Below are 23938 nucleotides of genomic sequence, written 5' to 3' on the forward strand. Positions count from 1 at the left end.
TCCGCATGACTAGAACAATAAAAAGCACAAACTCAAATCACGCAAAAGACAAAAAATAAAAGCCCCAGATTTTTTCTCTAGGGCTTTCGATTGGTACCTATAAACATTTGATTTTAGGATCTGTTATTAGCTACAAGCTCCATTGCTTTAGATGTTCCTATGCGGCTAGCTCCTAGGGCTACCAGGATTTCTGCTGCTTTCAGTGACCTTATTCCCCCCGAGGCTTTAACTTTTAAGCCGGATGAATCTGAAGTTAAGGACTTTAAAAAGGCTACATCGAAAAAGCTTGCAGGCCCATTATATCCAGTACCTGTCTTTATATAGTTTATCCCTGTCTGTTCAGCAATAGTAACGCACATTGCTTTTTGGTGGTTAGTGAGAAGATTTGCCTCTATAATGATCTTTAAGCATAGATTGCCAGAGGCCTCTCTCAAAGTGCTAAGCTCTTCGAACAGTGCTTTTTTGTCGTTTCTGAGTATATTCGATATGTTCAATACTACATCTACTTCATCTGCGCCACTCTCCTTAGCCCACTCTATTTCCTGAACTTTCAGCGACAGAGGAAGGGCTCCTGAAGGGAATGCTATAGTAGTGCAGACCCGTGGTGCCTTGTCCTCTAGCGTTTCTCTAGCTAGAGGCACCCAAACAGGAGGAATGCACACTGCTGAGAATTGATTTTCCACAGCTTCTTCACACAGCCTAACTATATCGTCTGCTTGGGCCGTTCCAGAAAGTAAAGTGTGATCTATAGATCTAATAACTTTTTCCTTGTCAGGCCTATCGTAAAAACCTGCTTCTGCCCTTGCGGCTGTCTTTCCGGCTCTTTTTGCGAGTAATTCCACCATATCCATTGGCATCACCCTTTTTTGAGGCATTCACATACTTCTGTATCCGTTCCGGAACCTGGGCCTACAGTTACTTCCTTTATTTCGATTAAACCCTGCCTATGCAGATATTGAAGAAGGCATATAATTGAAGAACTATCGATGCCTATGCGATTTGATGCTTCCTCTACATTTATTTTGCCCTCCGAGTCCTTACTTTTAAGTAGTTCATTGGATATTATAGAGAGCCATCTATCAAAAAGTTCCTGTAATTGAGGGGTTAATCCACCTGCGAGCTGATTCGATCTCGATACGGATTCCACTAATCTTGCCGTAACCATACCTAAAGCTTCCGCTAGTTTGTTGATATCTTTTTGTGATTCCATTCTGCTTGTCCTCCTCGTTATTTGGAAGATAATTATTGATTAAAGGATCTGACCTCCTTATTATATGCAAACAATGCTATTATAAAATAAAGTGCCTAAAAGGTCATGTTTACATAAGTAAAAGGTGTGAGTGTATATGAATGTATTATTATTGGGCTTTGGTTCAGTAGGGAGGGCCTTCTGTAACCTGTTGAAAGAGCAGGAGTTTTCGTTGAAAGAGCTTCTACCTGCTGGAGTAGAAGTTAAGGTGGTAGGAATAGGCACTAAAACTAGAGGGTGCCTTTTTAGTAGGGATGGTTTACCCTTGAAACAGATCTTGGATTTTGAGTCTAAAACTGGCAAGTTGACAGGGATGGATTCTCTCTATGCCTATCCATATGACAGTGAAAGCCTAGTAAGCGAAGGGGATTATGACCTTTTAGTGGAATGTACAACATCTTCTATGTCCTCTCGTGGAGGAGTGGCTCGTCTAATAAAAATAGCTCTTGATAGAGGGAAAACTGTTGTTACCTGCAATAGTGCTGTGGTTTATAACCATTATTTTGAGTTGAAGGAGCTCTCAGAACAAAAAGGAGCGTCTTTTATCTTCGACTCAGCGGTCATAGCGGGAGTCCCTTTGTTTTCATTTATGAAGCATTGCCTTCCATGTGCGAAAGTAGTTTCATGTTATGGTGTAATCAATGGCACGTCCAACTATGTTTTAGAGATGATGGAAGAAGGTTCTACTTTAGATGAGGCAATAATGGAGGCAGTCCGCAAAGGCTGTGCGGAGAAAGACCCTCTTTTGGACATAGAGGGTACTGATAGTGCAGTTAAGGCATCTATTATAGCCCAGGTGTTGATGGGTGCATCTTTTCATGCTCTTGAGGAAATTAGCATTGAGGGGATCAGGAATGTAACTCCAGAGATGTTTAGAAAGGCAAAGAAGGAGGGAGCCAGGGTAAAACTTGTCGCTAAAATCCAGAAAGTGCTAGGCTCCGTTCAAATATCTGTAAGGCCAGAAGTAGTGCCTTCAGATAACCCGGTTTCAAGGTTGAGAGGAGCTTCTAAAGGTGTGATTATGACTACAGACATAGCTGGGGAAGTTTACCTTGCTTCCGACGGATTTGGGCCTAGACAAGTGGGATATGGCCTCTTAAGAGATGTACTGGAATACATATCGGGGAAAATAAAGACATAATTGTCGTATTACAGTCAAATTGCAAGGAGTGATTCTTTGATAAAGATAGACCTTCATATTCACAGCAATTTTTCTGATGGGACCTTGCCACCTAAGGCCATAGTGCAGAGAGCCAAGCGGCTGGGTATTTCTGTTTTGAGTCTTACAGATCATGATACAGTTGATGGTGTGCAAGTCTTTATGCGAGAATGTGCTAAGGTAGGGTTGCAGTGCCTTTCTGGAGTGGAGCTTTCAGCGGAGGCACCTTTTGAACTTCACATATTGGGATATCGCGTACAGGTAGAAAAAATAGACCGCCACCTTAAAACTATACGAGCTTATAGGAAAGAGAGGAACATTGCAATCTGCGAGAAACTTAAGGGCTTGGGCATAAATGTATCGATAGAAGAACTGGAGGAAGAGGCAGGAGGGGACGTCATAGCCCGTCCTCACATAGCAAGGCTAATGGCGAAAAAAGGCTACGTACCCGATGAAAGGACGGCATTTGCGTGGTACTTGAAAAGAGGTGGCGGCGCCTATGTGGAAAGGAAACGATTTTCTCCTTCAGAATGCATCAATATCATAAAAGAGGCAGGAGGATTACCAGTTTTAGCCCATCCGGCTTTAATGGGCCTTGATGAAGATAGCGAGAGATCGTTGGTTGAAAAATTGGTAAACGAAGGATTGTGGGGAATCGAGTGCTTTGCATCTTGTCATACTGGGGAGCAGCGTATCAAATGGTCGAAGATAGCAGATCGTTATGGCTTGTACAAGACGGCAGGTTCAGATTTTCATGATGGCGTAAGGCCTGGCCGCAGGTTAGGAGTCAGAGTCCCAGTGGATTTGCTTCCCTGGGCGAGGCTTGGAGTAAGTCTTTAATAGAGTTGATAATAAATAACCCACACTGGGAGGTATCTATTATGAAAAAAATAGATTTAAGAAGTGATACGGTTACGGTTCCTACACAGGAAATGAGGGAAGCTATGGTCTCAGCAGAGGTAGGAGATGACGTATATGGGGAAGATCCTACGGTCAATAGGCTGGAGGCGGTAACTGCTGAGAAGGTTGGCAAAGAGGCAGGACTTTTCGTTACGTCAGGAACCCAGGGTAACCTTATAGCCATTCTTGCTCACTGTTCCAAGGGAGATGGAGCCATATTAGGAATGGATTCCCATATCTACAACTATGAAGGTGGTGGAATAGCTGCCATAGCAGGAGTGTTGCCCCTTTTGGTTGATGATACGGGGGGGATAATGTCTGAAGACAGCATAAAAAAATGGTGCAGGCCACATGATGTGCACTTTGCTCCTGCTCGCCTATTGTGTCTTGAAAACACTCACAACAGGCAGGGAGGAAATGCCGTTTCTCCGCAAGATTTTAAAGAAGTAGCAGTTGCAGCAAAGGAAGAAGGCCTTTCTGTACACCTGGATGGAGCTAGAATTTTCAACGCAGCTGTGGCATGGGGTGTAGACGTGAAAGAGTACACTTCAGTAGTAGATTCCGTCCAACTTTGTTTATCAAAAGGGTTAGGGGCTCCTGTGGGTTCCATTCTATGTGGATCCGCTGAATTTATCGAAAGGGCAAGGCATTGGAGAAAGAGATTGGGCGGAGGAATGAGGCAGGCCGGTGTGATTGCAGCTTGTGGCCTGATCGCTATAGAGAAGATGGTAAATCGCCTTGAGGAGGATCATAAAAATGCTGCGCTGCTTGCAGAGCTCCTTGAGGATGGTGGGTTGCTGGTAGAAAAGCCAAGGAAGAGGACTAACATGGTTTATTTCGTAGTTAAGGGGGAAGAAAACAAAGTTAAAACCCTTGCGGACCGATGTGCTGCCAAGGGAGTTCTCTTTAATGCCCTTTCGGAGGGGCGTTTCAGGCTTGTGACCCATTTGTGGATAGATGAAAAAGACGTAAAAGAAGCGGCAAAGATTATTATAGAGGAGGCATCTTGCTGTTGAGGGAACTGCCAGATAGAAGGAAAGTAGAGTCAGCAGCTACGTTTGCCTTGGACTGCGTTGAGGCTTTGGGTAGCTATAGGGCAGATGTATATTATGTAGCGAGGTGGTCCTCATACGTAAGTTTAAGGGAGGGTGTTCCCGAAGAGGACAAAACAGAGGCTTTTTGGCGGATAGGCTTAAGAGTCATTGATCCACATGGGCATCAGGGAGTATCGGATACCGACGATCTATCTTTGAACGGGATAAAGAAAATGGTGGAATGGAGCATAGCAAATTGCAAATCTTCTCAACCTGATGAGAACGTCATGCTCTATGGTGAAAAAAATGAACCGATGGATTTGAATTTGTTTGATCCCGAGGTGCTGAAGCTAAGCCATGAGGATAAAGTAGACCTCTGCGTGAAAATGCACGAAATTGCAGCGTCTCAGAAAAAGGTGAAATCTGTCAGAGGTTCTAGCTTTGGTAACGGCATGAGCGAGGTTTTCTACTGTTCAACGGAAGGCCTATCCTTCTGGGAGTCGGAAACGGAAGCTTCCTGTGGGGTGGCAGTTGTGATGGAAAGTGGCGACCAGATGGATATGGGAGGATTTGGCGAAGTGGCCTGTTCTATGGAGGGTATAGATCCTCAAAAAACGGCTCTGGAGGCTGTTAGGCGTACTGCTATAGCTCTAGGAGGAGCGCCTGTTCCTACAGGGCGCTATACGCTGGTTTTGGACCCAGAAGTAGCTGCTACGATGGTGGACGTGATAGGGGAGTTGTTTCTGAGCTCCAACGTTCATAAAAATCGATCAATGCTTAAAGGCAAACTCGGCCAGAGAGTGGGCTCTGAAGCCATAACGCTGGTGGACGATGGGAGGCTCCCTGGCAGATTGGGTTCTGCCTGTTTTGATGCCGAGGGTGTACCTACCCAAAGGACGGTTATCATGGAGTCTGGTGTGGCCAAAAGTTTCCTTTATGACCTTAAGAATGCGAAGATAGCAGGAGCTAGCCCTACAGGAAATGCGGTGCGTTCTACAGGTTCCCTTCCAGATGTTGGTTTTACTAATCTTTATATCTCACCAGGAAGAGGGACTTTGGAGGAGTTCTTAAATACTCCAGGAACAAAAATTTATGTAACAGACCTCATGGGTGTTCATACCATTGACCCTGTGAGTGGGGAGTTTTCTCTGGGCGCAAAGGGCGCCTTATGTGAGAGTGCCTCAGACTTAAGGCCTGTTTCTGGAATCAGTATAGCTGGGAATTTGATAGATCTGATGATGAAGGTAAGCAAAGTGGGAGAGGATTTGCGTTTCTTTGGTAGCACAGGAGGTTGCTCCATGGTGATAGAGGATGTGCAGGTTGCGGGCAATTAAGCTTTTCCCTTTTGTGGCTCTTTTTATATGCTGTGTTTTTATGACCCAGGCTTCCTATGGTTCGGAAAGCCTAACCCTTTTTGTGAACGGCAAAAGTCTAGGTGAGGTTCAAGCAAGCAAGATGAATGGCATAATGTATGTCTTGCTTAGGGATGTGGCTGAACTTTTAGATTTTCCGATTAAAGAAAAGGGCGGAACGATTGTAGTTAGTGGGCAAAAAACTTCTTTACAATTTATACCTGGGGCCGCTGCAGCAATAGTTCAAGGGCAGATAGTGGCATTGCCTTACAGGTTGTTGAAAGAGAATGGCAGATGGTGGTTCGACAGTGGCACAACCTTAAAGCTTTTTGAGAAGCTTATAGAGGCGGATCAGGGAGTAAAAAAGGTCTTGTCTTGGAAGAAACTCCATGTCGTTTCAGAGGGGAAAGAGTGTAAGGAAACTTCTTCCATTAAAGCCAGCAAAGGTAAAGGTGCTTTGAGCGTGGTCAAGTCTGTAAGGTGGGGCCTTAAGGACTTTGGGATAAGGGCGGTGGTGGATTACGAGGGGCCATCAGAAGTAGGAGTAGTTTCAGGAGCCGGAAGATTGGGACTTATGTTCAAAAAGGCTATGGCTTCGAGTAATATTGGTAGCTCCCCTTATCCGGAAATGATTCGTTTGGCTGTCTCTCAGTTTGGGGATAGAGTTGAGTTTACTTTTGTGCATCGTGCAGAGAAGGTAGAGCATTTCAACTTAGAGAATCCTTCCAGATACGTTGTGGATTTTTATAATCCTAAGCCCATTAATGAAGAAGCTCCCAAGAGGGTGGAAGTGAAACATAAAGAACCAGAAGAAAAGCCTCTGGAGTCAAAAGCAGTGTACATCCCCAAAGGAGGTTCAAAACAACGACTTGTTATCGTAGATCCGGGGCATGGTGGTAAAGACCCCGGTGCTACAGCGAATGGGATTCGCGAAAAGGACATCAATCTTAAGGTGGGCAAGCTGCTTGTTCAATATTTGAGATCAAAGGGAGTTGCAGCGGAACTTACAAGAAGAGGGGATTATTATCTGAAGTTGTCGGAGAGGACCGCGATAGCCAATAAGAAAAAAGCATCGGTCTTTGTAAGTTTACACTGCAATGCTTTGCCTAAAGGCAGGCATGCCAAAGGCGTCGAAATATATATAATGGCTCTCCCCAGCGATAAGGATGCCATGCAACTTGCGAAAATAGAGAACAGGGAGTTATTGGATGGCGGTTTGGAAAGCAGCGAAACCGTGGATAAAAAGACTAAGATGCTGCTTCAGATTTTGGGAGATATGCAGCAGAACGCAAAGATTCAAGAAAGCACTAAATTTGCAGAGGTTCTTTTTTCAAGGGGGAAATCCAGCAGGCTGTATATGAGGCGGGTAGCTCAGGCCCCATTTGCGGTCTTAAGAGGTGCTGCGATGCCAGCGGTGTTGATAGAGATGGGATATTTGACGGAGAGGGAAGAAGCGTTAAAATTGAAAAATCCAAGTTATCAAAAAAAACTTGCCACAGCGATAGGCTCTGGTATTATTGCTTTTCTTGGAAGGTAGTGACTGAGGGTAGAATACAGAGAAATGCAGGTGAAGGATAAATGGGTTATTTCCTCGGCAAAGACAAAGGCAAAGACGAAGACAGACGTTTATGGAAAGATTTCGAGGAAGAGGCGAATTTAGAGGAGTGCGACAAGGAAGATTTTGAGGATGATGGCTTCCTGGAGAGTTTGAATGAGGATGATTATTGGGATGGAGAGGAGCAAGAGGAAGAAGAAATCGATGAAGATCTACATGAAGTTTCTAAAGCCCCCTTTTGGGTTCGCCTGGCAGTGTGGGCTTCTACCATAGCTATTTTTTTTGCTATAGGTTATTGGGGATCGGATCTGGCCATAAAGTGGATGGATAAAAAAGGTTACCTTAGACAGAGTAACGTAATTGCTGATAAGAATGACTTGTCTGAGGGAGTGGTAGGATCTAGCGGGAGTGAATCCGCTCTTCATGTTTCTGTGTTTAAGATTTATCTTCCCGGAAAAGTTGGTCTGGTTGAGGAAAAAGTCAGAGTAGCCTCAGGCCTTTTGGAGGATGAGCTAAGGCAAACCCTCTCTACTTATGTGGAAAAATGTGCAGCCTCAGGTGTTTTAAGACCAGAGGTGAAAGTCCTTCACCTATTCAGAAGTGGAGATAGGCTTTATGTAGATATGAATAAGCCTTTTCTTGATAGCCTAAGAGCCGTAGGGCATAAAAGTGCTGGCGTTATAATTACTTCCATAGTTAGCACGGTTGTAAATAATTTTCCACCTATAACCAAAGTTAAGTTCTTGATAGAAGGCAAGGCGGTAGAGGATAAGGACCCGGTTAATTTGGCCTCTTTTTGGGCTTTACCTTCTTCCTAATGCTAATTAAGGAGTTGGAGGCAAATATGGTACAGAGATCAGATGGTAGAGGTCTTAAGGATCTTAGACCCATAGCTATAGAGAGGGAATATATTAAATATGCTGAAGGAAGCGTAAGAATCTGTTTTGGCGATACCAAAGTTATATGTACAGCTTCGGTGGAGGAAAAGGTTCCTCAGTTTTTAAGGGGAACAGGCCAAGGGTGGGTTACGGCTGAGTACTCCATGTTGCCAAGGGCCACTGCAACGAGGTCTCCCAGGGATATAAGTAAGGGAAGGCTAAATGGGCGAAGTAGCGAAATTCAGAGGTTAATAGGGAGATCCCTGAGGGCTGGAGTGGACCTTGCTAAGCTTGGAGAGAGAACTATTTGGATTGATTGTGATGTTATCCAAGCAGATGGAGGCACAAGGACTGCAGCAATAACAGGCGGATTTGTGGCTCTAGTGGACGCACTGAGGACTCTTTACAAGAAAGAGGTTATCCAATGTCTGCCTATAAGCTCTTTTGTTGCTGCTGTAAGCGTAGGTAAGGTGAACGGAGAGATAATGACGGACTTGTGTTATGAGGAAGATTCCGTGGCTGAAGTGGACTGCAACGTTATAATGAACGGTAAAGGAGAGTTTATAGAAATTCAAGGAACTGGGGAAGGTGGAACTTTTTCGAGGGAAGAATTGCTCCTTTTGCTTGATGCTGCAGAAGAGGGAATAAGGAAGTTGTTTGCTCTACAGAAAGAAAGCCTTTCACTGACATCGGAAGAGGTGCGTTTAATTGAGTCTTGTTCCGGAGATAGTATTTGCTAGCGGTAATAGAAATAAATACATTGAGATAAAGAAAAGACTGGAGAAGAGTGGCGTCCAGTTGTTATTTGGTCCAGATGTGTTGGGGGGCAACCTCAATGTAGTTGAAGATGGCAGTACGTATCTTGAGAACGCATACAAGAAGGCTTTGGTTTGGGCAAATGAGACCGGCTTGCCCTCTGTTGCCGATGATAGTGGCCTAGAAGTGAAAGCTTTAGATTGGCGACCGGGGATATATTCGTCGAGAGTTGCGGAAAGTGACCCAAGCAGGATTGAGTGGCTTCTGGCGCAGATGGCAAATGTGGAGGATAGAACTGCGAGGTTCGTTGCTGCTTTGGCACTTGTCCTTCCTGATGGAAAGCAGTGTTGGATAGTCGAGGGATTTTGTTGGGGGAAGATAGAACATGAGCCCCGAGGCAGTTGTGGGTTTGGGTATGACCCTGTGTTTGTGCCGGAGGGCTTTGAAAAAACTTTTGCGGAGTTAGGTCCGGATGTGAAGTTGCGCATTTCTCATAGGTCCGTGGCTGTGGAAGGATTAAGTAATATGCTTAATTGCTCATATATGGTAAAATCACTACTTGCTTCAAGCAGATAATAAGGGGAGGTGCGAGGTTCGTGAAGACCCTCTTGGTTTTGGTACATGTGGTAGTTTCCTTTGCTCTGATAGCCGTCATCTTGCTTCAACAGAGGAAACAAGGCGGTTTTTCTGGCATTTTTGGTGGTGGAACCCAAGCTGATATGGCAGGTCAATGGCAGCGATTTACGGCCTTGACAAAGGCTACAGTCCTTTTGGCTTCTGTGTTCATCATTTTGTCTCTCGTGCTTGTAGTTTCGCATAGTTAAAGTTAAGGACGGAGTGTGTGGCATGGAATGGAAGCAGCTTGAGAGGCTGGCGGACATATATGAAGCTCATCCTGAAGTAAATCGTTTTTTCAGTGCTTCCCATGAGGAGATTCAATCGGGGCTTACCACTGATGTTTATTTTGTTAAAACAAGGGACGTGCTTGAATCCTTGGGGAGACTGGATGCTCAAGTAGTAGCTGAGATATTTGCCAGAAAGCCCGGCGTTTTTGCAGGGCTCCCGGAGGTTTTGAGGTTGCTTCAGGGGAGAGGCCTCAAGATTTTTGCCCTTGAAGAAGGGGAGTCTTTTGAGGGTAAAGAAGTCCTTATGCGTATAGAGGGCCCATATTCGGCATTTGGGATGTATGAGACTGTTATATTGGGTATGCTAGCAAGTTCCACTGGATGGGCTACGGCTGCGAGAGAATGTGTTGAAGCTGCAGAAGGTAAACCGGTGCTGTGCTTTGGTGCAAGACATGTTCATCCTGCGGTTGCGCCAGTTATGGAACGGGCTGCCGTTGTGGCTGGAGGGTGTGTGGCTGCAAGCTGCATATTAGGTGCGAAGTTGGCAGGCATACAACCTAAGGGGACCATACCTCATGCTGCTATACTTATAGCTGGGGATACGGTCAAGTTGGCCATAGCTTATGATGAATCCCTACCTGAAGGTGAAAGCAGGACTATCTTGGTGGACACCTTTAAGGACGAGGCTGAAGAGGCGCTGAGGGTAGCTGAAGCTTTAGGTAAAAAGCTTGATGGTATCAGGTTGGATACTCCTGCAGAGCGAGGCGGGGTTACTCCTGACCTGGTGAGAGAGGTAAGATGGCGTTTAGATAGAGCGGGATTTGAACATGTGAAGATAGTGGTGTCTGGAGGGCTCAGGCCTGAGACCATAAGAAGTTTGTCTGAGGCAGGAGCAGACGTCTTTGGAGTAGGAAGTTACATAGCTCACGCTACCCCGAGAGACATGACGATGGATATAAAGATGGTAGATGGGGAGCCGATAGCTAAGAGGGGAAGGCTGCCTGGAAAGTTGGAGAATCCAAAATTGAAACTCTTTAGTTAGCGATAAAAAACAAATTTTGCTTGACACCTATGGCGAGCTTGTTTAGAATAGTCGTCGCTCTGTTGTCAGGCAGAGAATAATTTGTTTGTGTTTTCGCCTAGCTATGGGTGAGGGAGTGACTTGATAGATGGTGACTAACAAAACGTTTATGGCAAAACCAGGAATGATTGAGAGGAAATGGTATCTTATTGATGCAGCGGGTAAACCTTTAGGGAGGTTGGCCGCGGAGGTTGCGAAGATACTGCAGGGGAAGCATAGGCCGACGTACACTCCCCACGTTGATACGGGAGATTTCGTTGTTGTGGTTAATGCGGATAAGGTTGTCTTGACGGGTAAAAAAGACAAGCAGTCCTTTGTGTATCGCCACAGCGGTTATAAGGGAGGCCTTAAAGCAATACCCTTCGGTGTGTATATGGAAAAGGCTCCTGATAGGCTTATCGAGAAAGTTGTAAAGGGTATGCTTCCTAGGACCAAGCTGAAGTTTCATAAGAAGCTGAAAGTTTATGCAGGACCTAATCATCCTCATACGGCTCAAAAGCCGGAAAAATTAGAGATCTGATCGGCCCTAGCCGGGAAAGGAGGGAACATTCGTGAAAGGCAGCAGTTATTATTGGGGAACAGGAAGAAGGAAGACAGCTATTGCCAGAGTACGAATCCGCCCGGGCAGTGGTGCCGTAAAGATCAATGACCGGGAAGTGCAAGAATATTTTCCTCGTCAAGTTTGGGTAAACCACGCTCTGGAGCCTTTGAAGGTGTCTGGCATGGAAGGCAAGATAGATGTTTTTGTGAGTGCTTTCGGCGGTGGTTTGACGGGGCAATCTGGAGCTGTGAGGCTTGGAATAGCTAGAGCGTTACTTAAGATGAATCCAGATCTCAGGCCTGTGCTGAAGCAAGGGGGCTTTTTGACCAGAGATCCAAGAATGGTGGAACGCAAAAAGTTCGGTCTCAAGGGCGCCCGTGGCAGAAGGCAGTACTCCAAACGTTAATAAGGTTAAATTGGGCTTTAGGTGGATATGTGTAAGGGCGCGGAATGATACGCGCCCTTTTTCTTTTTTCTTGAAATGGTAGGCATTTTGATGTAAAAAGAGAGAGTAAATTTAGTGAGCAAAGGGAGATGGAAATGGAAGAAGGCGCTAGTCCTTTGAGATGTTGTTTTATTGTAGGAAAGGCCGTGGGGGTGTTGTGTCGGGATCAATAGGTGATAATCCGCTTAGAGTAGCTTTTCTTTTAACCCCTTCCTTGACTCCCCCACGAAGACAGCTAGTTAATAAACAACAAGTAAAGTTTTTATAAAGTTTGAGAGGAAAGCTAGTAGCTTCTTTGTGTGTTTTTTTAGCGAATAGAGGCTATAGCTGTAGATTTGTTGTCTTTTGGGGGTGAGTCCTTTGCCGGAGAGATTGGAAATCATTTATGAAGAGATCCTTTCACTGCTTTCCAAGCAGCGTTTTTCGGAGATCAAGGAGCGTTTGTCTAGCTTAGAGCCAGCTGATATCAGTGAGATTTTGTGTGAGGTGCCAGCTGCGAAGAGAGCCCTCTTGTTCAGGTTGCTTCCCAAGGACCTGGCGATAGAGGTGTTTGAGCATATGGAAGGCTCTGAGCGTGAAGACCTCTTGAATAGTTTCACCGATAAGGAAACGGCAGAAATAGTGGAAGAGATGTCTGACGACGACCGAACTGCGCTGTTCGATGAATTGCCGGCAAAGACGGTCAAGAAGCTTTTAAGGCATTTGTCGCCAGAGGAGAGAAAGATAGCCAACAGCCTGCTCAATTATAAGCCTTTCTCTGCTGGAAGGATAATGACCCCTGAATTTATAGACTTGAAGGTATCAATGACGGCTCAAGAAGCTATTCAACATATACGGAAAGAAGCCAGGCGTAAGGAGACTATATATACTTGTTTTGTAACGGATAATGAGAGACGGTTGCTAGGGGTAGTGGAGCTAGAAGACTTGATATTGGCCAATCCGGAAACGCCAGTAAGTATGTTGATGGAAGATGATCCTGTCTACGTGACGACCGACACAGACCAAGAAGAATGTGCCCAGATAATGTCCAAGTATGACTTGCATGCGTTACCTGTAGTGGACAGGGAGAGAAGGCTTGTGGGAATAGTTACCTTCGACGACGTCTTGGACGTGGTAGAAGAAGAGGCCACTGAGGACTTTGAAAAAATGGCAGGTATTCAGCCTGTCGAGGACACGTATTTAAACACAGGTATATTGGCTTTAAGCAAAAAAAGGTTCCTTTGGCTTTTAATATGCATATTGACAGAGGCCATAACTTCATCGGTTTTAAAGAACTACTCCGTTGCCTTGGAAAAGGTAGTGGCGCTTTCATTTTTCATTCCGTTGCTTATAGGCACTGGGGGAAATGCGGGTACCCAGTCCTCGACGTTGGTTATTCGTGGCATGACTCTCGGCGAGATAGAGTGGAAAAATATAGGTTATATATTTGGTAGAGAGATCTTAACTGGATTGCTTTTGGGTGGTGCTTTGTCTATATTAGCTGTGGGAAGGGCTTATATGTTAGGTACCGGCTCAGGTGTTGCCATTACTGTAGCATTAGCGCTGATAGCAGTGGTAACCATAGGTAACCTTGCGGGAGCTTTGCTTCCCTTCGCTGCAAGGCTTTTCCGCATAGACCCGGCCATAATGTCTGGCCCCTTTATAACCACAATAGTGGACGTCTTGGGCCTTATTGTTTATTTCGAGATAGCAAGACACGTCTTACATGTATGAAATTTCCAGGATTTTTCGTTGACACACGACGAAGAACGTGGTAATTATGTCCAATAGACCGACTGGTCGGTTTGGAGGTGGGATTGTGTCTCAAGATTTAACTCGCATGCGGATTCTTTCCGTGGCTAGAGAGAAATTCGCAAGGTCAGGGTTTTATGGCACCAGCATGGATTCTATTGTCCGTGCCGCAGGGTTGAGTAAAGGAGCCGTTTATTGGCATTTTAAAAACAAGGAAGCTCTCTTTGTTGCCGTAGTGGAGTCAGAGGTTAAGCGTATTCAAGAGTATTTTTTCCCAAAAATGGAAGATAGGGAGAAAGGCCTTTTAGCTTTTTTTATAGGCAGTGGAGAGCGTTGTCTTGAAATATTGTTTGAAGATAAGGACTTAAGGCTTTTGTGGATGGATTTGCTTCTTCAAGCCCAAAGGACAAGAGGTGGAAGGAATTATTTTTCTGTGTTCATAAGGAATAAAATTGATGAGGTTAGCAATGCTCTTATATCTGAATCTTTGAAAGTCTTTCCAGAGCTTAATGCGGATAATGATTCCACTTGTTTCAAAAATTTGTTGAGAATAGGGGATTATTTCTTTATAGGAATGATGTCGAACCTTGAAATAACCTTGACTCTTGAAGAAGCCAAAAAATATTGGCGCCAGATGATGAATCTATTATTTGGAGGTGATAATGCACATGTGCAGAAGATGTAATGCAAGTTGGGCATTAGTTATTTTTTTATTGTTTTTATGTAGTTCTTTTACTCTTTTAGGTCCTTATGAGGTTTTTGCTTCAGAGCTTCCAGAGCTTACTTTGTCAGAAGTTCTGCGCATAACTAAAGAGGCAAATCCTACGATTGCTGCCGCCTCCCGAAAAATAGACCAGGCTGCAGCAAGAGTTTTGCAGGCTGTTTCCGCAAAATCCCCTACCTTGGATGTTTCTTTGGCCTATCAGGAGACGGAAGAAGAATCTAACTACCCAGTATACGATGGCTCTACTGGAACCCGAACTACATATTATGCAAAGGGTGGTTTTAGGCGGTCTTGGAAAGCGGCAATGTCTATGAGTTACCTTTTATACAGCGGTGGGTCGGTTGAGAACAATATAAAGGCTCAGGAATTGGCCAAGAAAGTGGCAGAGGCAGAATTCAAGCGAACTGCCCAACAAGTCGAGAATGATGCTACAAGGGCTTATTATAACCTTCTGAAGGCCAACGACCACTACATGGTAGCGAAGGAAGCCCTTAAACTCTCGCAGGAACATTTCAGACAGGTAGAAGCCTTCTACAAGCACGGTGTGGTGCCCAAAAATGAAGTCCTACGTGTGCAGGTGGCTGTATCTCAGGCGGAATTAGATTTGATTCAAGCTCAGAGTGCCCTTGACATAGCATGGCTTGTACTTGAGCGTGTGGCGGGAACGGAGATGAAAGGCAAATATCGCCTTGTTCCAGCGGAAGGAGAATCTCTTTTAAAAGATAAATTCAGTGTGCCTAAGGATCCTGTAAGTATGGCATTCAAGATGCGTCCTGAGATAAAAGCACTTGAGAGTGCAAGGCAAAGCGCGTTGCGCTTGGCCAGAGCAGCGATGGGCAAAAAACGGCCTCAGATCTTGTTGAGTGGTGAAGCGTACAAACTGGATGAGGATTTTCCTCCCGATGCAATGGATGACTGGAGAGTGTCTGTAGCCGCTGTTTGGACTTTGTATGACGGGCAAAAGGCCGAAGCAGAGGCGAAAGAGGCTGTAGCTAAAGCTGAAGAGGTCTTATATAGCCTTGAGGACCTTAAAAGAGGGATAAGCCTGGAGGTTAATGCTGCTATAAAGAAACTAGAGGCGGCTGTAAAAAGAATAGATGTGGCCAAAAACCAGGTAGCGAAAGCGGAGGAAGATTATCGCATGGCCTTGAGGCGCTACTCGGCTCAGGTAGGGACCAATATAGACGTTTTGGATGCCAGGGTTGCATTAATAAACGCCAAAAACAACTTTTCCGATGCGGTATACGAGGCGAAAATTGCTGAAGCTGACCTACAGTTTGCCCTTGGAGCCACAGAAGTAGAGAAGAAAGATAGTTAGAGGTGATGAGTCAATGAAAAAGTGGATTGTCTTTATATGCATCTTTTTGTTGCTGGGTTCCCTTATGTGGTACAGGGGGCACCAGAAAAGCCAACGTGAAAATGCTGTTGTAGAAGTAGAAAAATTGCCGGTAGAAGTGATTAGCTTGCAAGATAGAGTTTTTGAAGATGTGTTGAAATTTACAGCCACAATAGAGCCGGAAAACCAGGCAGCAGTGGTCTCTAAGGTGGCAGGTAGGACCGTCTTGGATGTTAAGGTAGATGTAGGTGATTACGTTAAAAAGGGGGAGATCCTTGCGATTTTGGATTCCAGCATAGTAGATCAACAGTTGGCGGATGCTATGTCTAGGTATGAGAAGGCAAAAGCAGATTATGAACGTTATAAGAACTTGTACGAAGAAGAGGTCATAAGCAAGCAACAGTTTGAACAAGCTAGAACCCTTTATATTCAAGCTAAAACTGCTTTGAAGCAAGTGCGCATTCTAAAAGGATATCATGTATTGAGGGCCCCTGTTGAAGGTGTGGTGGCGTTAAGGGCCATAGATCCAGGGGATACGAGCAGCTCTTCCAGTGCCGCTTTCCTGATAAACCAACAGAAAGCAGTGAAAATAGTAGGAGCAGTTCCTGAAAAGCAGTACCCAAAGGTTAGGTTAGGCCAGGAAGGCATGGTAAGCGTTGATGCCCTTGATGGTGAAACCTTCAAGGCGAAGGTGACAAGGATATCCCCTTCCCTTGATCCGGTTACCAGGACGGGGCTAGTGGAACTTAAACTGCCCTCACGCGGAAAGCTTAAACCGGGCATGTATGCCAGGGTGGCCATTATTCTGGGGCAAAGGCAGGTGAAGGCCCTGCCAAGGGAGGCTGTGCGCTCTTTAGCTGGTACTGGGGAACGAACATGTTTCGTTGTATCAGATGATACTGCTATTATGAGGATCCTCGAGACTGGCGAAGAGCAAGGCCGTTGGGTGGAAGTAAACGGTGGGGTAACTCAAAAAGAACTGATAATAGCTACTAATTCCAGTAAACTTGCCGATGGGACAAAAGTCGAGGTGACGAACCGGTGAAGCTGCCAGAGATTTCCGTAAAACGCCCGGTCATGACCCTCATGTTCTTTTTGGGAGTAATAATTATTGGGGCCATTGTGCTCTTAAATCTTAAGGTTGATCTTTTGCCCGATATAGAGCCTCCGGTGATAACTATTCTTACATCGTGGCCTGGAGCTTCAGCAATAGATGTGGAACAGAGAGTTACTAAAGAGATAGAAGATGAGATGTCCACCGTTGAAGGAGTGGACGACATAATTTCCAATACGCTGGACGGAATATCGGCAGTTTCAGTGAAGTTTAAATGGGGTGAGGATACCCAACTTAAGACTGGAGATGTAAGAGATGCCATATCACGAGTAAAGTACCGCCTTCCTGATGATGTTAATGAGCCTATAGTGCTCCGAATAACATCAGGGACAATACCGGTTATTGAATTAACTTTAACGGCAGATAGATCATTCGACGGGCTTTATCACTTCGCTGACAAGACCATCTCTGACGAGTTGTCTCGTGTCCCGGGTGTAGGCCAGGTGCTTGTATATGGAGGGAAACAAAGGGAAATAGGCATAAAGCTGAAATTGGACCTGCTTGAAGGCTATGGGCTTTCTCCCGCTGCCATAATTGGTGCTTTGAAGCAGGAGAACATAAATATACCGTCAGGATCGTTGAAGCAAGGGGCTACGGAGTACTATGTAAGAGTCCCTGGGAGGTTTAAGTCCGTCCAAGAGATAAAAAAGCTCGTTGTAGCTACGTATAGAGGCAATCCTGTGTTATTGGAGGACGTTGCCGATGTGGTGGACGCTTACAGAGAGCCCATAATGCACGGTTGGCAGGGAAATAAAGAGTCGGTTGTGTTGATAGTTATGAAAAACGGCGATGCTAATACGGTAGAAGTAGCATCGGCCATTAAGGAAAAATTGAAAGAGCTCAAAGCAACTCGCTTTCCAGCCGATGTGGATTACACGATTGTCATGGATACGTCCGAATTCATAATCAACTCCCTGAAAAACCTTACTCAATCCCTATTGGTTGGGATCTTGCTTGTTTTTATGGTGACGTGGATTTTTCTAAGGAGGCTTCCTGCTTCTTTAACCATTTGTGCAGCTATTCCATTTTCCTTGGTCATAACTTTTATAGCCATGGGCAAGTTGGGTTTTACTATAAACGTTTTTACCCTTTCTGCCTTAGCTATGGCGAGCGGCATGGTGGTTGACAATGCTGTCGTCACTTCAGATCAGATCATTCATCACATAGAAAGAGGAGAAAGGAAAAAGGTTGCTGCCTTGTTAGGGGCCAGCGAGGTAGGAGTAGCTATAATGGGATCTACTTTGACTACTGTGGTTGTGCTCTTGCCTTTGGCTTTTATATCCGGTCTCGTAGGTGTATTTTTTAAATCTTTAAGCATAGTTATGGTCCTTGCTGTCTCTGCATCCTTTTTTGTTAGCATTACGTTTATCCCCATGATGGCAAGTAAGATTTTTCACCACGATCCTAGCGAGTTGACTTTGATGAAAGTTAGTGCGCGCATTTTTGAGAAATTAGAGGAAAAATACGAGGGAATTCTTAGTTGGGCATTGGATAATCGCACAAAAGTTGTCTTGCTTGCTATTGCATTAATGGCATTTACAGTTTTTGGCTTTAGGTTAATAGGAACTGAACTTACGCCGGACCCAGATACTGGAGATATTGCTATTACCTTCCATCTTCCGGAGGGGACTCGTTTAGAAGAGACAGATAAATTTGTGAGAAAAGTTGTAGAGTATGCTGAGCGCACTGTTCCTGAGGCAAGATTCGTCTTTGGATATGACGGTCGGGAAGAGGAGGGCTTTTCTATAGCTGTTGGTCAGGATGCCGGACCCAACATAGGGACGGTGGGAATGAAACTTATAAGCAAGACCAAAAGGGATAGATCTGCCTTTGAGATAGCTGAAAATTTAAGACAGTGGATACGTAGCCAACCGGGCATAGAAAAGATGACAGTACAGGTCACATCGCCTATTCGCTCGATGTTCTTGGGGTCCAAACCAATTAGCATAGAAATTTATGGAGATAACCTGGCAGAAGTTAAAGGCGTCGCTGAGTCTATAGTCCAAAAAATAAAAAATATCCCTGGGGTGGTAGATGCTGGCATAGACCAAAAACGAGAGCGGCCAGAGGTCTGGGTAGAAGTAGATAGAAAGAAAGCCGCATTGATGGGGGTTAGAACTGCCACTATAGCCCAAACCCTCAGAACCTTTTTCTACGGCTATTCTACCGATGATTATGGCGATGAGAATTTCTGGGAAGGCGAAGACGACTACCCCATAAGAGTTCAACTTGAAAAAAAGGAGAGGGATGATCTTTCTGTTTTCAACAGGCTTATGGTTCCTTCAGAGACAGGTAAACTAGTGCGTCTTAGCACCATTGCCAAGATTATACAATCTGAGGGGCTTCCACAAGTTACTCGAAAGGACAGGCAGCGCTACTTTACAGTGGGGGCAGATGTCCACGGTCGCTCTTTGGGGGAGGTTACAAAAGAGATATCCAAGAAGATATCCCAAATGGAACTGCCTGAGGGAGTACGAATTTCCTTTGGCGGCCAGGTAAAAGAGCAGAAAGACGCATTTACCCAGATGGCCTTTTTGGTATTGTTGGGCGTGCTTTTAGTATATATGGTAATGGCTGGACTGTATGAGGCATATTTTGACCCGCTGGTTATAATGTTCAGTATACCTTTTGCTCTGACAGGGGTTGTATTTGCTTATCTGGTGACAGGCATATATCTTTCCCTGCAGGGAATGTTGGGAATTATCATGTTGGAAGGTATAGTCGTCAACGTGGCCATAGTCCTGGTAGACTATATAAACCTTCTTAGAGCCAGAGGCAACGCCTTAAGGGAAGCTATTCTGGCGGCAGGACGCAGACGGCTCAGGCCTGTGCTTATGACGACTTTAACGACCTTTTTTGGCATGTTCCCAATGGCCATAAGCAGAGGAGAGGGTGCAGAAATATGGAGGCCTCTTGCTGTCTCTGTTATGGGGGGGCTGTTGGTTTCCATGTTTGTTACGCTCTTGTTGATTCCGGTTGTATATAGCCTGGTTGAGGAAAAACTGCGAAAGAAGAAGCGTTTTGTCGAGGCCGAGGAGGTGGCATAAGGTGAAGGTCCTTTGGGTATGCTGCAGTGAAGCTATTGCACCAGATGTGATGGAATGCCTGGATAAAGCAGGGGCCAAGGGGTATGCCGTATGGCGCGACATGCTGCATAAGGATAACGTGGGAGATAAAACCCATTGGGGGGATGGAATTTTCCCGGGTAAAGATTGGGCCTTCATGGTTTGTTGCGAAGAGGAAATTGTTCGGGAAGCTGTGAGGCTTCTTAAGGCTTTGAGAGAGCAGCGATACGTGGCGGAGGCCGGGTTGGAAGCTTATATACTGGATGCTGAGAGCGTTTTCTAGTTGAAAATCAGAGGTTGACAACGAGCATTGTAAAATTATAATTTACTTCGCAGTGCCGGTGTAGCTCAGTTGGTAGAGCAGCTGACTTGTAATCAGCAGGTCGTCCGTTCGAGTCGGATCGCCGGCTCCATAATGTGAACAAAGAGGGTGCGTTTCGTGCCCTCTTTTTGTATATAAGCTAATTGTCGAACGCAGATACGCAAAAATTACGATGTTTCCTCTGAAAGTTTTTGTAAAATTTTATAAATGTGGAATAGGTAATTTTTACAAAAATTTCAATATAGGGGGGATATCTGGTATGGAGAAGTGTTCGTTTAAGATTTGTGTTTTGAGGGACAAATCGATATTTCTTGCCATTGTTTTGATGCTTTTTGCGTTTCTTTTTACTCAATATTCCGTTGCTTTTGCTGCTTCAAGACCGTTTGAGGTGCATATCCCCTATACGGGCCTTATCTTGGGTAGGGGAGAAAATGCAGAGATAGAGATTACTATAAAGAACACATCTAGCCAGGATTGTGTCGTAGATGTGGGCGTGATAAAAAAAGAGCCTGCTTCGAATTGGGATGTCAAGTTGGTCAGTTCTAAATGGGATGGCCATGGTGTCTCTCAGGTGCGCCTTGGCAAGGGCAAATCTTTAAATGAGGTTGAATTGACTCTGTCTCTTAAACCTGGGAAAAACTTGGAGCCAGGATTGTACCATTTTGTGTTTTACGCCTCTCTTAAGGGATCTAAAAGCAGGTTGGAGATACCTATCACTGTGGAGCTGAAAGGCGAAAAATTAGCTCCTGTGAGGGAGCAGCTGGCGCTGGAGTCATCATACCCTGTAATAGAAAACCCTGCAGGTAGTGATTTCTCCTATGAGGTCTCCCTGAAAAATAATACAAAGGATTCTAAAATAGTATCTTTTGAGCTGATGTTGCCTAATGGTTGGAGTGGCAGCATAACGCCTCGTTGGGAATCAGGAAAGAAAATTCAGTCGATGAAGCTGGAAGGAAGCAGCACAGAAAGGTTGGCGATTACAGTTACGCCTCCTAAGCATGTAGACAAGGGGCGTTATCCTGTAAAGTTGGTGGCAAAAACAGATAACTATGAGACTTCTATTGGGCTCAGCGCCGTGGTGACAGGGACGTATAAATTGAAAATTTTGCCTGAAACCCAGCGTCTCAATTTTGAGACGACGGCTGGAAAAGAGACAACCTTGACTTTGTATATTTGGAACGATGGGACTGCTCCAATAGATAACGTGGAATTTTTTGTTTCCAAGCCAGATGGCTGGGAGGTTAAATTTGATCCCCAAAAAATAGAACGGCTCGAGCCTTATTCCTTAAAAGGTAAGCCAAACCAGGTAAAGATGACAGTTAAAGCTCCAGAACGCACGATCCCGGGAGATTATCAAGTGACCCTTACAGCTTCTGGAGCCCAGAGTGACGACACTTTAGCTTTGCGTGCCACTGTTAAGGTTCCCACAAATTGGGGTTGGTTTGGGGTCCTCGTAATTGTTGTTGTTTTGGCGTTGCTTTTTGGAACATTTTGGAAGCTAAAGAGGCGATAGCCATGGAACTGGCTGTCCAGACCATAGAACTTACAAAAAAATACGGCTCCTTTACGGCTGTTGACAAGGTAAGCCTCTCCATAAGAAAGGGAGAAGTGTTTGGCCTTTTAGGGCCTAACGGTGCAGGTAAAACAACCACTATACTGATGTTGCTGGGGTTAACTGAGCCTACATCGGGAGAGGTCAGAGTTTTGGGATATGACCCTGTGAGGGAGCCCATATCGGTTAAGCGTGTGGTTGGGTATTTGCCTGAAAACGTGGATTTTTACGAGGATCTCACGGCGTGCGAGAACCTGTTTTATATGGCAGGGTTAAATGGAATACCAGTTGAAGGAAGAGACAAAAAAATTTCTCAGGTTTTAGAAATGGTGGGTCTTCTGAACAGCCAAAATGCTTTGGTGGGGACCTTTTCTAAGGGGATGAGGCAGCGTTTGGGCATTGCTGCGGTTCTTCTAAAGGATCCCAAATTGGTTATATTAGATGAGCCCACCAACGGTATAGATCCCGAGGGTATAGAAAAGATATTGTCCCTGATAAGATCCTTGGCTAAAGATTTGAACGTAACATTCTTGTTGTGTTCTCATATGCTGTATCAGGTTCAGAGGGTATGTGACAGGGTTGGAATAATGTACAGAAGTTCCCTTGTGGCTTCTGGTACCGTTGAAGAAGTGGGGAAAACCATTTTGGGAGAAAAGAAGGGAATTATAAAGTTTAGGCCAGAGGAAGGAGTTGGTTTAAGGCAGGAGGCCTTAAACGGCCTGGATGGCCTTTCAGAAGTTAGGCCCTTAGGGGGGCATTTTGTGGCTCATTTTGAGGAGGATAAATTGGCTCTAATAATGAGAGGGCTTTTGGATAGGGGATTTGTTCCTTTCGAGGTTGGCGGTAAGGACTACAGCCTGGAAGAAATCTATCTGCGGTATTTCCAGGGGGTGTGAGAAGTGACTGGCATAAGGACTATCTTTTGGAAGGAGATGGCAGATCACTTTGGTAGTAGGCGCTTCTTAGTTATAGCCTCCATCATAGTGCTGGCAAGCCTTTCTTCTGCTTACGGAGCCATTGGAAGCCAGGAACTTCATTCCTTTGGAAGGGAATATCTTTTCCTCTCTCTTCTTTCTACTTCAGGTGGAACGCTGCCGTCCTTTTTGTTCTTTGTGAGTTTTCTGACGCCTCTTATAGGTATCATAATGGGGTTTGATGCAATCAATGGCGAAAAACAGAGGGGGACCTTAAGCCTTTTGGTTTCCCAGCCTATCTACAGGGACAGTATTATAAACGGCAAGTTTCTGGCCGCTTTAGCTGTGTCTGCGTTGATGATAGCAGGGATATTGGCCTTGATAGCAGGGGTCTCTATTTCCAAGCTTGGTATAGTTCCTAATACAGAGGAAATCGTAAGAACTTTCGTGTTTTATTTTGCTACGCTTCTTTATATTTCTTTTTGGTTGAGCATGGCCATACTCTTTTCTGTATTATTTGATAAAACATCTACTTCTGCTTTGGCCTCTGTTGCTCTCTGGATATTTTTGGTTTTCTTCGTGTATATGGTAGCGGGAATCATAGCTGACCACGTGGCTCCTGTAACTCAAAATTCCACTGTGGAAGACATCATGAAAAATGAGGGGATTAAGATAATGCTCATGAGGGCTTCTCCGGCGTACCTGCTTCAGGAAATATCTATGGCCATACTCAATCCTGGTGTGAGGATTTTGACGCCTCTTACGGCAGAAAAACTTCAGGGGCTTATTCCTACTCCCTTGTCTGTAAGCCAAAGTTTAATGGTTGTATGGCCCCAATTAGTGATACTTTGCGCGTTGTCGATAGTCTGTTTTGGGATATCATACGTAGCGTTCATGAGAAAAGAGATTCGCTCATAAGTGGCAACTTAACTTATGTGAATAAAATTTTTATGCGCATACTTGACAAGTTGGGCGAAGTTGATAAGATACTGCAAGTGCGGGTCGTCGAAAAAAAGACCCCATGAGGGCGTGGGGGGATGGCCGAGCGGTCAAAGGCAGCAGACTGTAAATCTGCCGACGGACGTCTACGGAGGTTCGAATCCTCCTCCCCCCACCACCTAAAGGCCGACTTAGCTCAGTAGGTAGAGCACATCCATGGTAAGGATGGGGTCTCCGGTTCGAGTCCGGAAGTCGGCTCCAGAAGAGCAGAGAGATCCGGTGTTTTATCCGGGTCTCTTTTAATCTATGTGTAGCAATGGTAAAATTGCACAGTAAAAGTAAACGAGCCCTTCCTTGTGGAAAGGGGAAAATATTATGGGGGAGGTTCTCCAGAAATGGCGAAGGAGCATTTTGATAGGTCTAAGCCGCATTTGAACATAGGTACG

General features: G+C 45.0%; 23 protein-coding genes and 3 tRNA genes. 24 read left to right on the forward strand and 2 right to left on the reverse strand.

From position 1 onward, the window contains the following. Nucleotides 1-113: 113 nt before the first annotated feature. Together deoC and H0Z23_RS06580 are read right to left on the reverse strand one after the other, a co-directional pair. Nucleotides 114-875: a deoxyribose-phosphate aldolase gene (gene deoC / locus H0Z23_RS06575; RefSeq protein ID WP_296868419.1), complete on the reverse strand. Its 762-nt coding sequence runs from the start codon at nucleotides 873-875 to the stop codon at nucleotides 114-116. Then, the gene (locus H0Z23_RS06580) at nucleotides 857-1210 is read right to left on the reverse strand and encodes a hypothetical protein (protein ID WP_296868421.1); all 354 of its coding nucleotides are present in this window, start codon (nucleotides 1208-1210) and stop codon (nucleotides 857-859) included. The genes deoC and H0Z23_RS06580 overlap by 19 nt, the downstream gene beginning before the upstream one ends. A 136-nt stretch (nucleotides 1211-1346) precedes the next feature. Here H0Z23_RS06580 and H0Z23_RS06585 point away from each other — a divergent pair, with 136 nt between their 5' ends. From H0Z23_RS06585 to H0Z23_RS06700, 24 genes are all read left to right on the forward strand, one after another. Then, nucleotides 1347-2390 carry a hypothetical protein gene (locus tag H0Z23_RS06585; protein WP_296868423.1) on the forward strand — a complete coding sequence of 348 codons (1044 nt, stop codon included), beginning with the start codon at nucleotides 1347-1349 and terminating at the stop codon, nucleotides 2388-2390. Between the two features lie 36 nt (nucleotides 2391-2426). Continuing rightward, nucleotides 2427-3248 carry a PHP domain-containing protein gene (locus H0Z23_RS06590; RefSeq protein WP_296868425.1) on the forward strand — a complete coding sequence of 274 codons (822 nt, stop codon included), beginning with the start codon at nucleotides 2427-2429 and terminating at the stop codon, nucleotides 3246-3248. Between the two features lie 41 nt (nucleotides 3249-3289). Further along, a complete protein-coding gene (gene ltaE / locus H0Z23_RS06595) occupies nucleotides 3290-4324 on the forward strand; it encodes a low-specificity L-threonine aldolase (protein WP_296868427.1) in 1035 nt (344 codons plus the stop codon). Continuing rightward, the gene (locus tag H0Z23_RS06600) at nucleotides 4321-5676 is read left to right on the forward strand and encodes a TldD/PmbA family protein (RefSeq protein ID WP_296868429.1); all 1356 of its coding nucleotides are present in this window, start codon (nucleotides 4321-4323) and stop codon (nucleotides 5674-5676) included. The genes ltaE and H0Z23_RS06600 overlap by 4 nt, the downstream gene beginning before the upstream one ends. A gap of 121 nt (nucleotides 5677-5797) precedes the next feature. Beyond that, nucleotides 5798-7231: an N-acetylmuramoyl-L-alanine amidase gene (locus H0Z23_RS06605; protein ID WP_296868430.1), complete on the forward strand. Its 1434-nt coding sequence runs from the start codon at nucleotides 5798-5800 to the stop codon at nucleotides 7229-7231. A 41-nt stretch (nucleotides 7232-7272) separates the two neighbouring features. After that, nucleotides 7273-8067, forward strand: a complete 795-nt coding sequence (locus H0Z23_RS06610; protein WP_296868432.1) for a GerMN domain-containing protein — start codon at nucleotides 7273-7275, stop codon at nucleotides 8065-8067. 26 nt (nucleotides 8068-8093) lie between these two features. Then, a complete protein-coding gene (rph, locus tag H0Z23_RS06615; protein ID WP_296868434.1) occupies nucleotides 8094-8867 on the forward strand; it encodes a ribonuclease PH in 774 nt (257 codons plus the stop codon). Next, complete coding sequence (gene rdgB / locus H0Z23_RS06620; protein ID WP_296868436.1) at nucleotides 8836-9459, forward strand: RdgB/HAM1 family non-canonical purine NTP pyrophosphatase; 624 nt, start codon at nucleotides 8836-8838, stop codon at nucleotides 9457-9459. Before rph ends, rdgB begins: the two co-directional genes overlap by 32 nt. 20 nt (nucleotides 9460-9479) lie before the next feature. After that, complete coding sequence (secG, locus tag H0Z23_RS06625; protein WP_296868438.1) at nucleotides 9480-9707, forward strand: preprotein translocase subunit SecG; 228 nt, start codon at nucleotides 9480-9482, stop codon at nucleotides 9705-9707. 22 nt (nucleotides 9708-9729) lie between these two features. Then, on the forward strand, nucleotides 9730-10770 hold the full coding sequence (locus H0Z23_RS06630) for a nicotinate phosphoribosyltransferase (RefSeq protein ID WP_296868440.1): 1041 nt from the start codon (nucleotides 9730-9732) through the stop codon (nucleotides 10768-10770). A gap of 127 nt (nucleotides 10771-10897) precedes the next feature. Beyond that, nucleotides 10898-11329, forward strand: a complete 432-nt coding sequence (gene rplM, locus H0Z23_RS06635; protein WP_296868441.1) for a 50S ribosomal protein L13 — start codon at nucleotides 10898-10900, stop codon at nucleotides 11327-11329. A gap of 31 nt (nucleotides 11330-11360) precedes the next feature. Next, nucleotides 11361-11756 carry a 30S ribosomal protein S9 gene (rpsI, locus tag H0Z23_RS06640; protein ID WP_296868443.1) on the forward strand — a complete coding sequence of 132 codons (396 nt, stop codon included), beginning with the start codon at nucleotides 11361-11363 and terminating at the stop codon, nucleotides 11754-11756. A gap of 390 nt (nucleotides 11757-12146) precedes the next feature. Beyond that, the gene (gene mgtE, locus H0Z23_RS06645; RefSeq protein ID WP_296868445.1) at nucleotides 12147-13508 is read left to right on the forward strand and encodes a magnesium transporter; all 1362 of its coding nucleotides are present in this window, start codon (nucleotides 12147-12149) and stop codon (nucleotides 13506-13508) included. An 85-nt stretch (nucleotides 13509-13593) separates the two neighbouring features. Next, complete coding sequence (locus tag H0Z23_RS06650) at nucleotides 13594-14211, forward strand: TetR/AcrR family transcriptional regulator (protein WP_296868447.1); 618 nt, start codon at nucleotides 13594-13596, stop codon at nucleotides 14209-14211. Beyond that, the gene (locus H0Z23_RS06655) at nucleotides 14195-15568 is read left to right on the forward strand and encodes a TolC family protein (RefSeq protein ID WP_296868448.1); all 1374 of its coding nucleotides are present in this window, start codon (nucleotides 14195-14197) and stop codon (nucleotides 15566-15568) included. Before H0Z23_RS06650 ends, H0Z23_RS06655 begins: the two co-directional genes overlap by 17 nt. A gap of 13 nt (nucleotides 15569-15581) precedes the next feature. Continuing rightward, the gene (locus H0Z23_RS06660; protein WP_296868449.1) at nucleotides 15582-16631 is read left to right on the forward strand and encodes an efflux RND transporter periplasmic adaptor subunit; all 1050 of its coding nucleotides are present in this window, start codon (nucleotides 15582-15584) and stop codon (nucleotides 16629-16631) included. Next, nucleotides 16628-19747, forward strand: a complete 3120-nt coding sequence (locus tag H0Z23_RS06665; protein ID WP_296868450.1) for an efflux RND transporter permease subunit — start codon at nucleotides 16628-16630, stop codon at nucleotides 19745-19747. Before H0Z23_RS06660 ends, H0Z23_RS06665 begins: the two co-directional genes overlap by 4 nt. A 1-nt stretch (nucleotide 19748) precedes the next feature. Continuing rightward, nucleotides 19749-20048, forward strand: a complete 300-nt coding sequence (locus tag H0Z23_RS06670) for a PG0541 family transporter-associated protein (protein ID WP_296868451.1) — start codon at nucleotides 19749-19751, stop codon at nucleotides 20046-20048. A gap of 54 nt (nucleotides 20049-20102) precedes the next feature. Continuing rightward, a tRNA-Thr gene (locus H0Z23_RS06675) sits at nucleotides 20103-20178 on the forward strand. 168 nt (nucleotides 20179-20346) lie between these two features. Then, nucleotides 20347-21600, forward strand: a complete 1254-nt coding sequence (locus H0Z23_RS06680) for an NEW3 domain-containing protein (RefSeq protein ID WP_296868452.1) — start codon at nucleotides 20347-20349, stop codon at nucleotides 21598-21600. Nucleotides 21601-21602: 2 nt separating this feature from the next. After that, nucleotides 21603-22535 (forward strand): ABC transporter ATP-binding protein, encoded by a 933-nt coding sequence (locus H0Z23_RS06685; protein ID WP_296868455.1) that lies wholly within the window; start codon nucleotides 21603-21605, stop codon nucleotides 22533-22535. Nucleotides 22536-22538: 3 nt separating this feature from the next. Then, the gene (locus tag H0Z23_RS06690) at nucleotides 22539-23471 is read left to right on the forward strand and encodes an ABC transporter permease subunit (RefSeq protein WP_296868457.1); all 933 of its coding nucleotides are present in this window, start codon (nucleotides 22539-22541) and stop codon (nucleotides 23469-23471) included. Nucleotides 23472-23584: 113 nt separating this feature from the next. Continuing rightward, nucleotides 23585-23670 (forward strand) — tRNA-Tyr (locus H0Z23_RS06695). Between the two features lie 7 nt (nucleotides 23671-23677). Then, a tRNA-Thr gene (locus H0Z23_RS06700) sits at nucleotides 23678-23753 on the forward strand. Nucleotides 23754-23938: the final 185 nt, after the last annotated feature.

Source organism: Thermovirga sp. (genome assembly GCF_017656375.1).
Classification (GTDB): domain Bacteria; phylum Synergistota; class Synergistia; order Synergistales; family Thermovirgaceae; genus Thermovirga.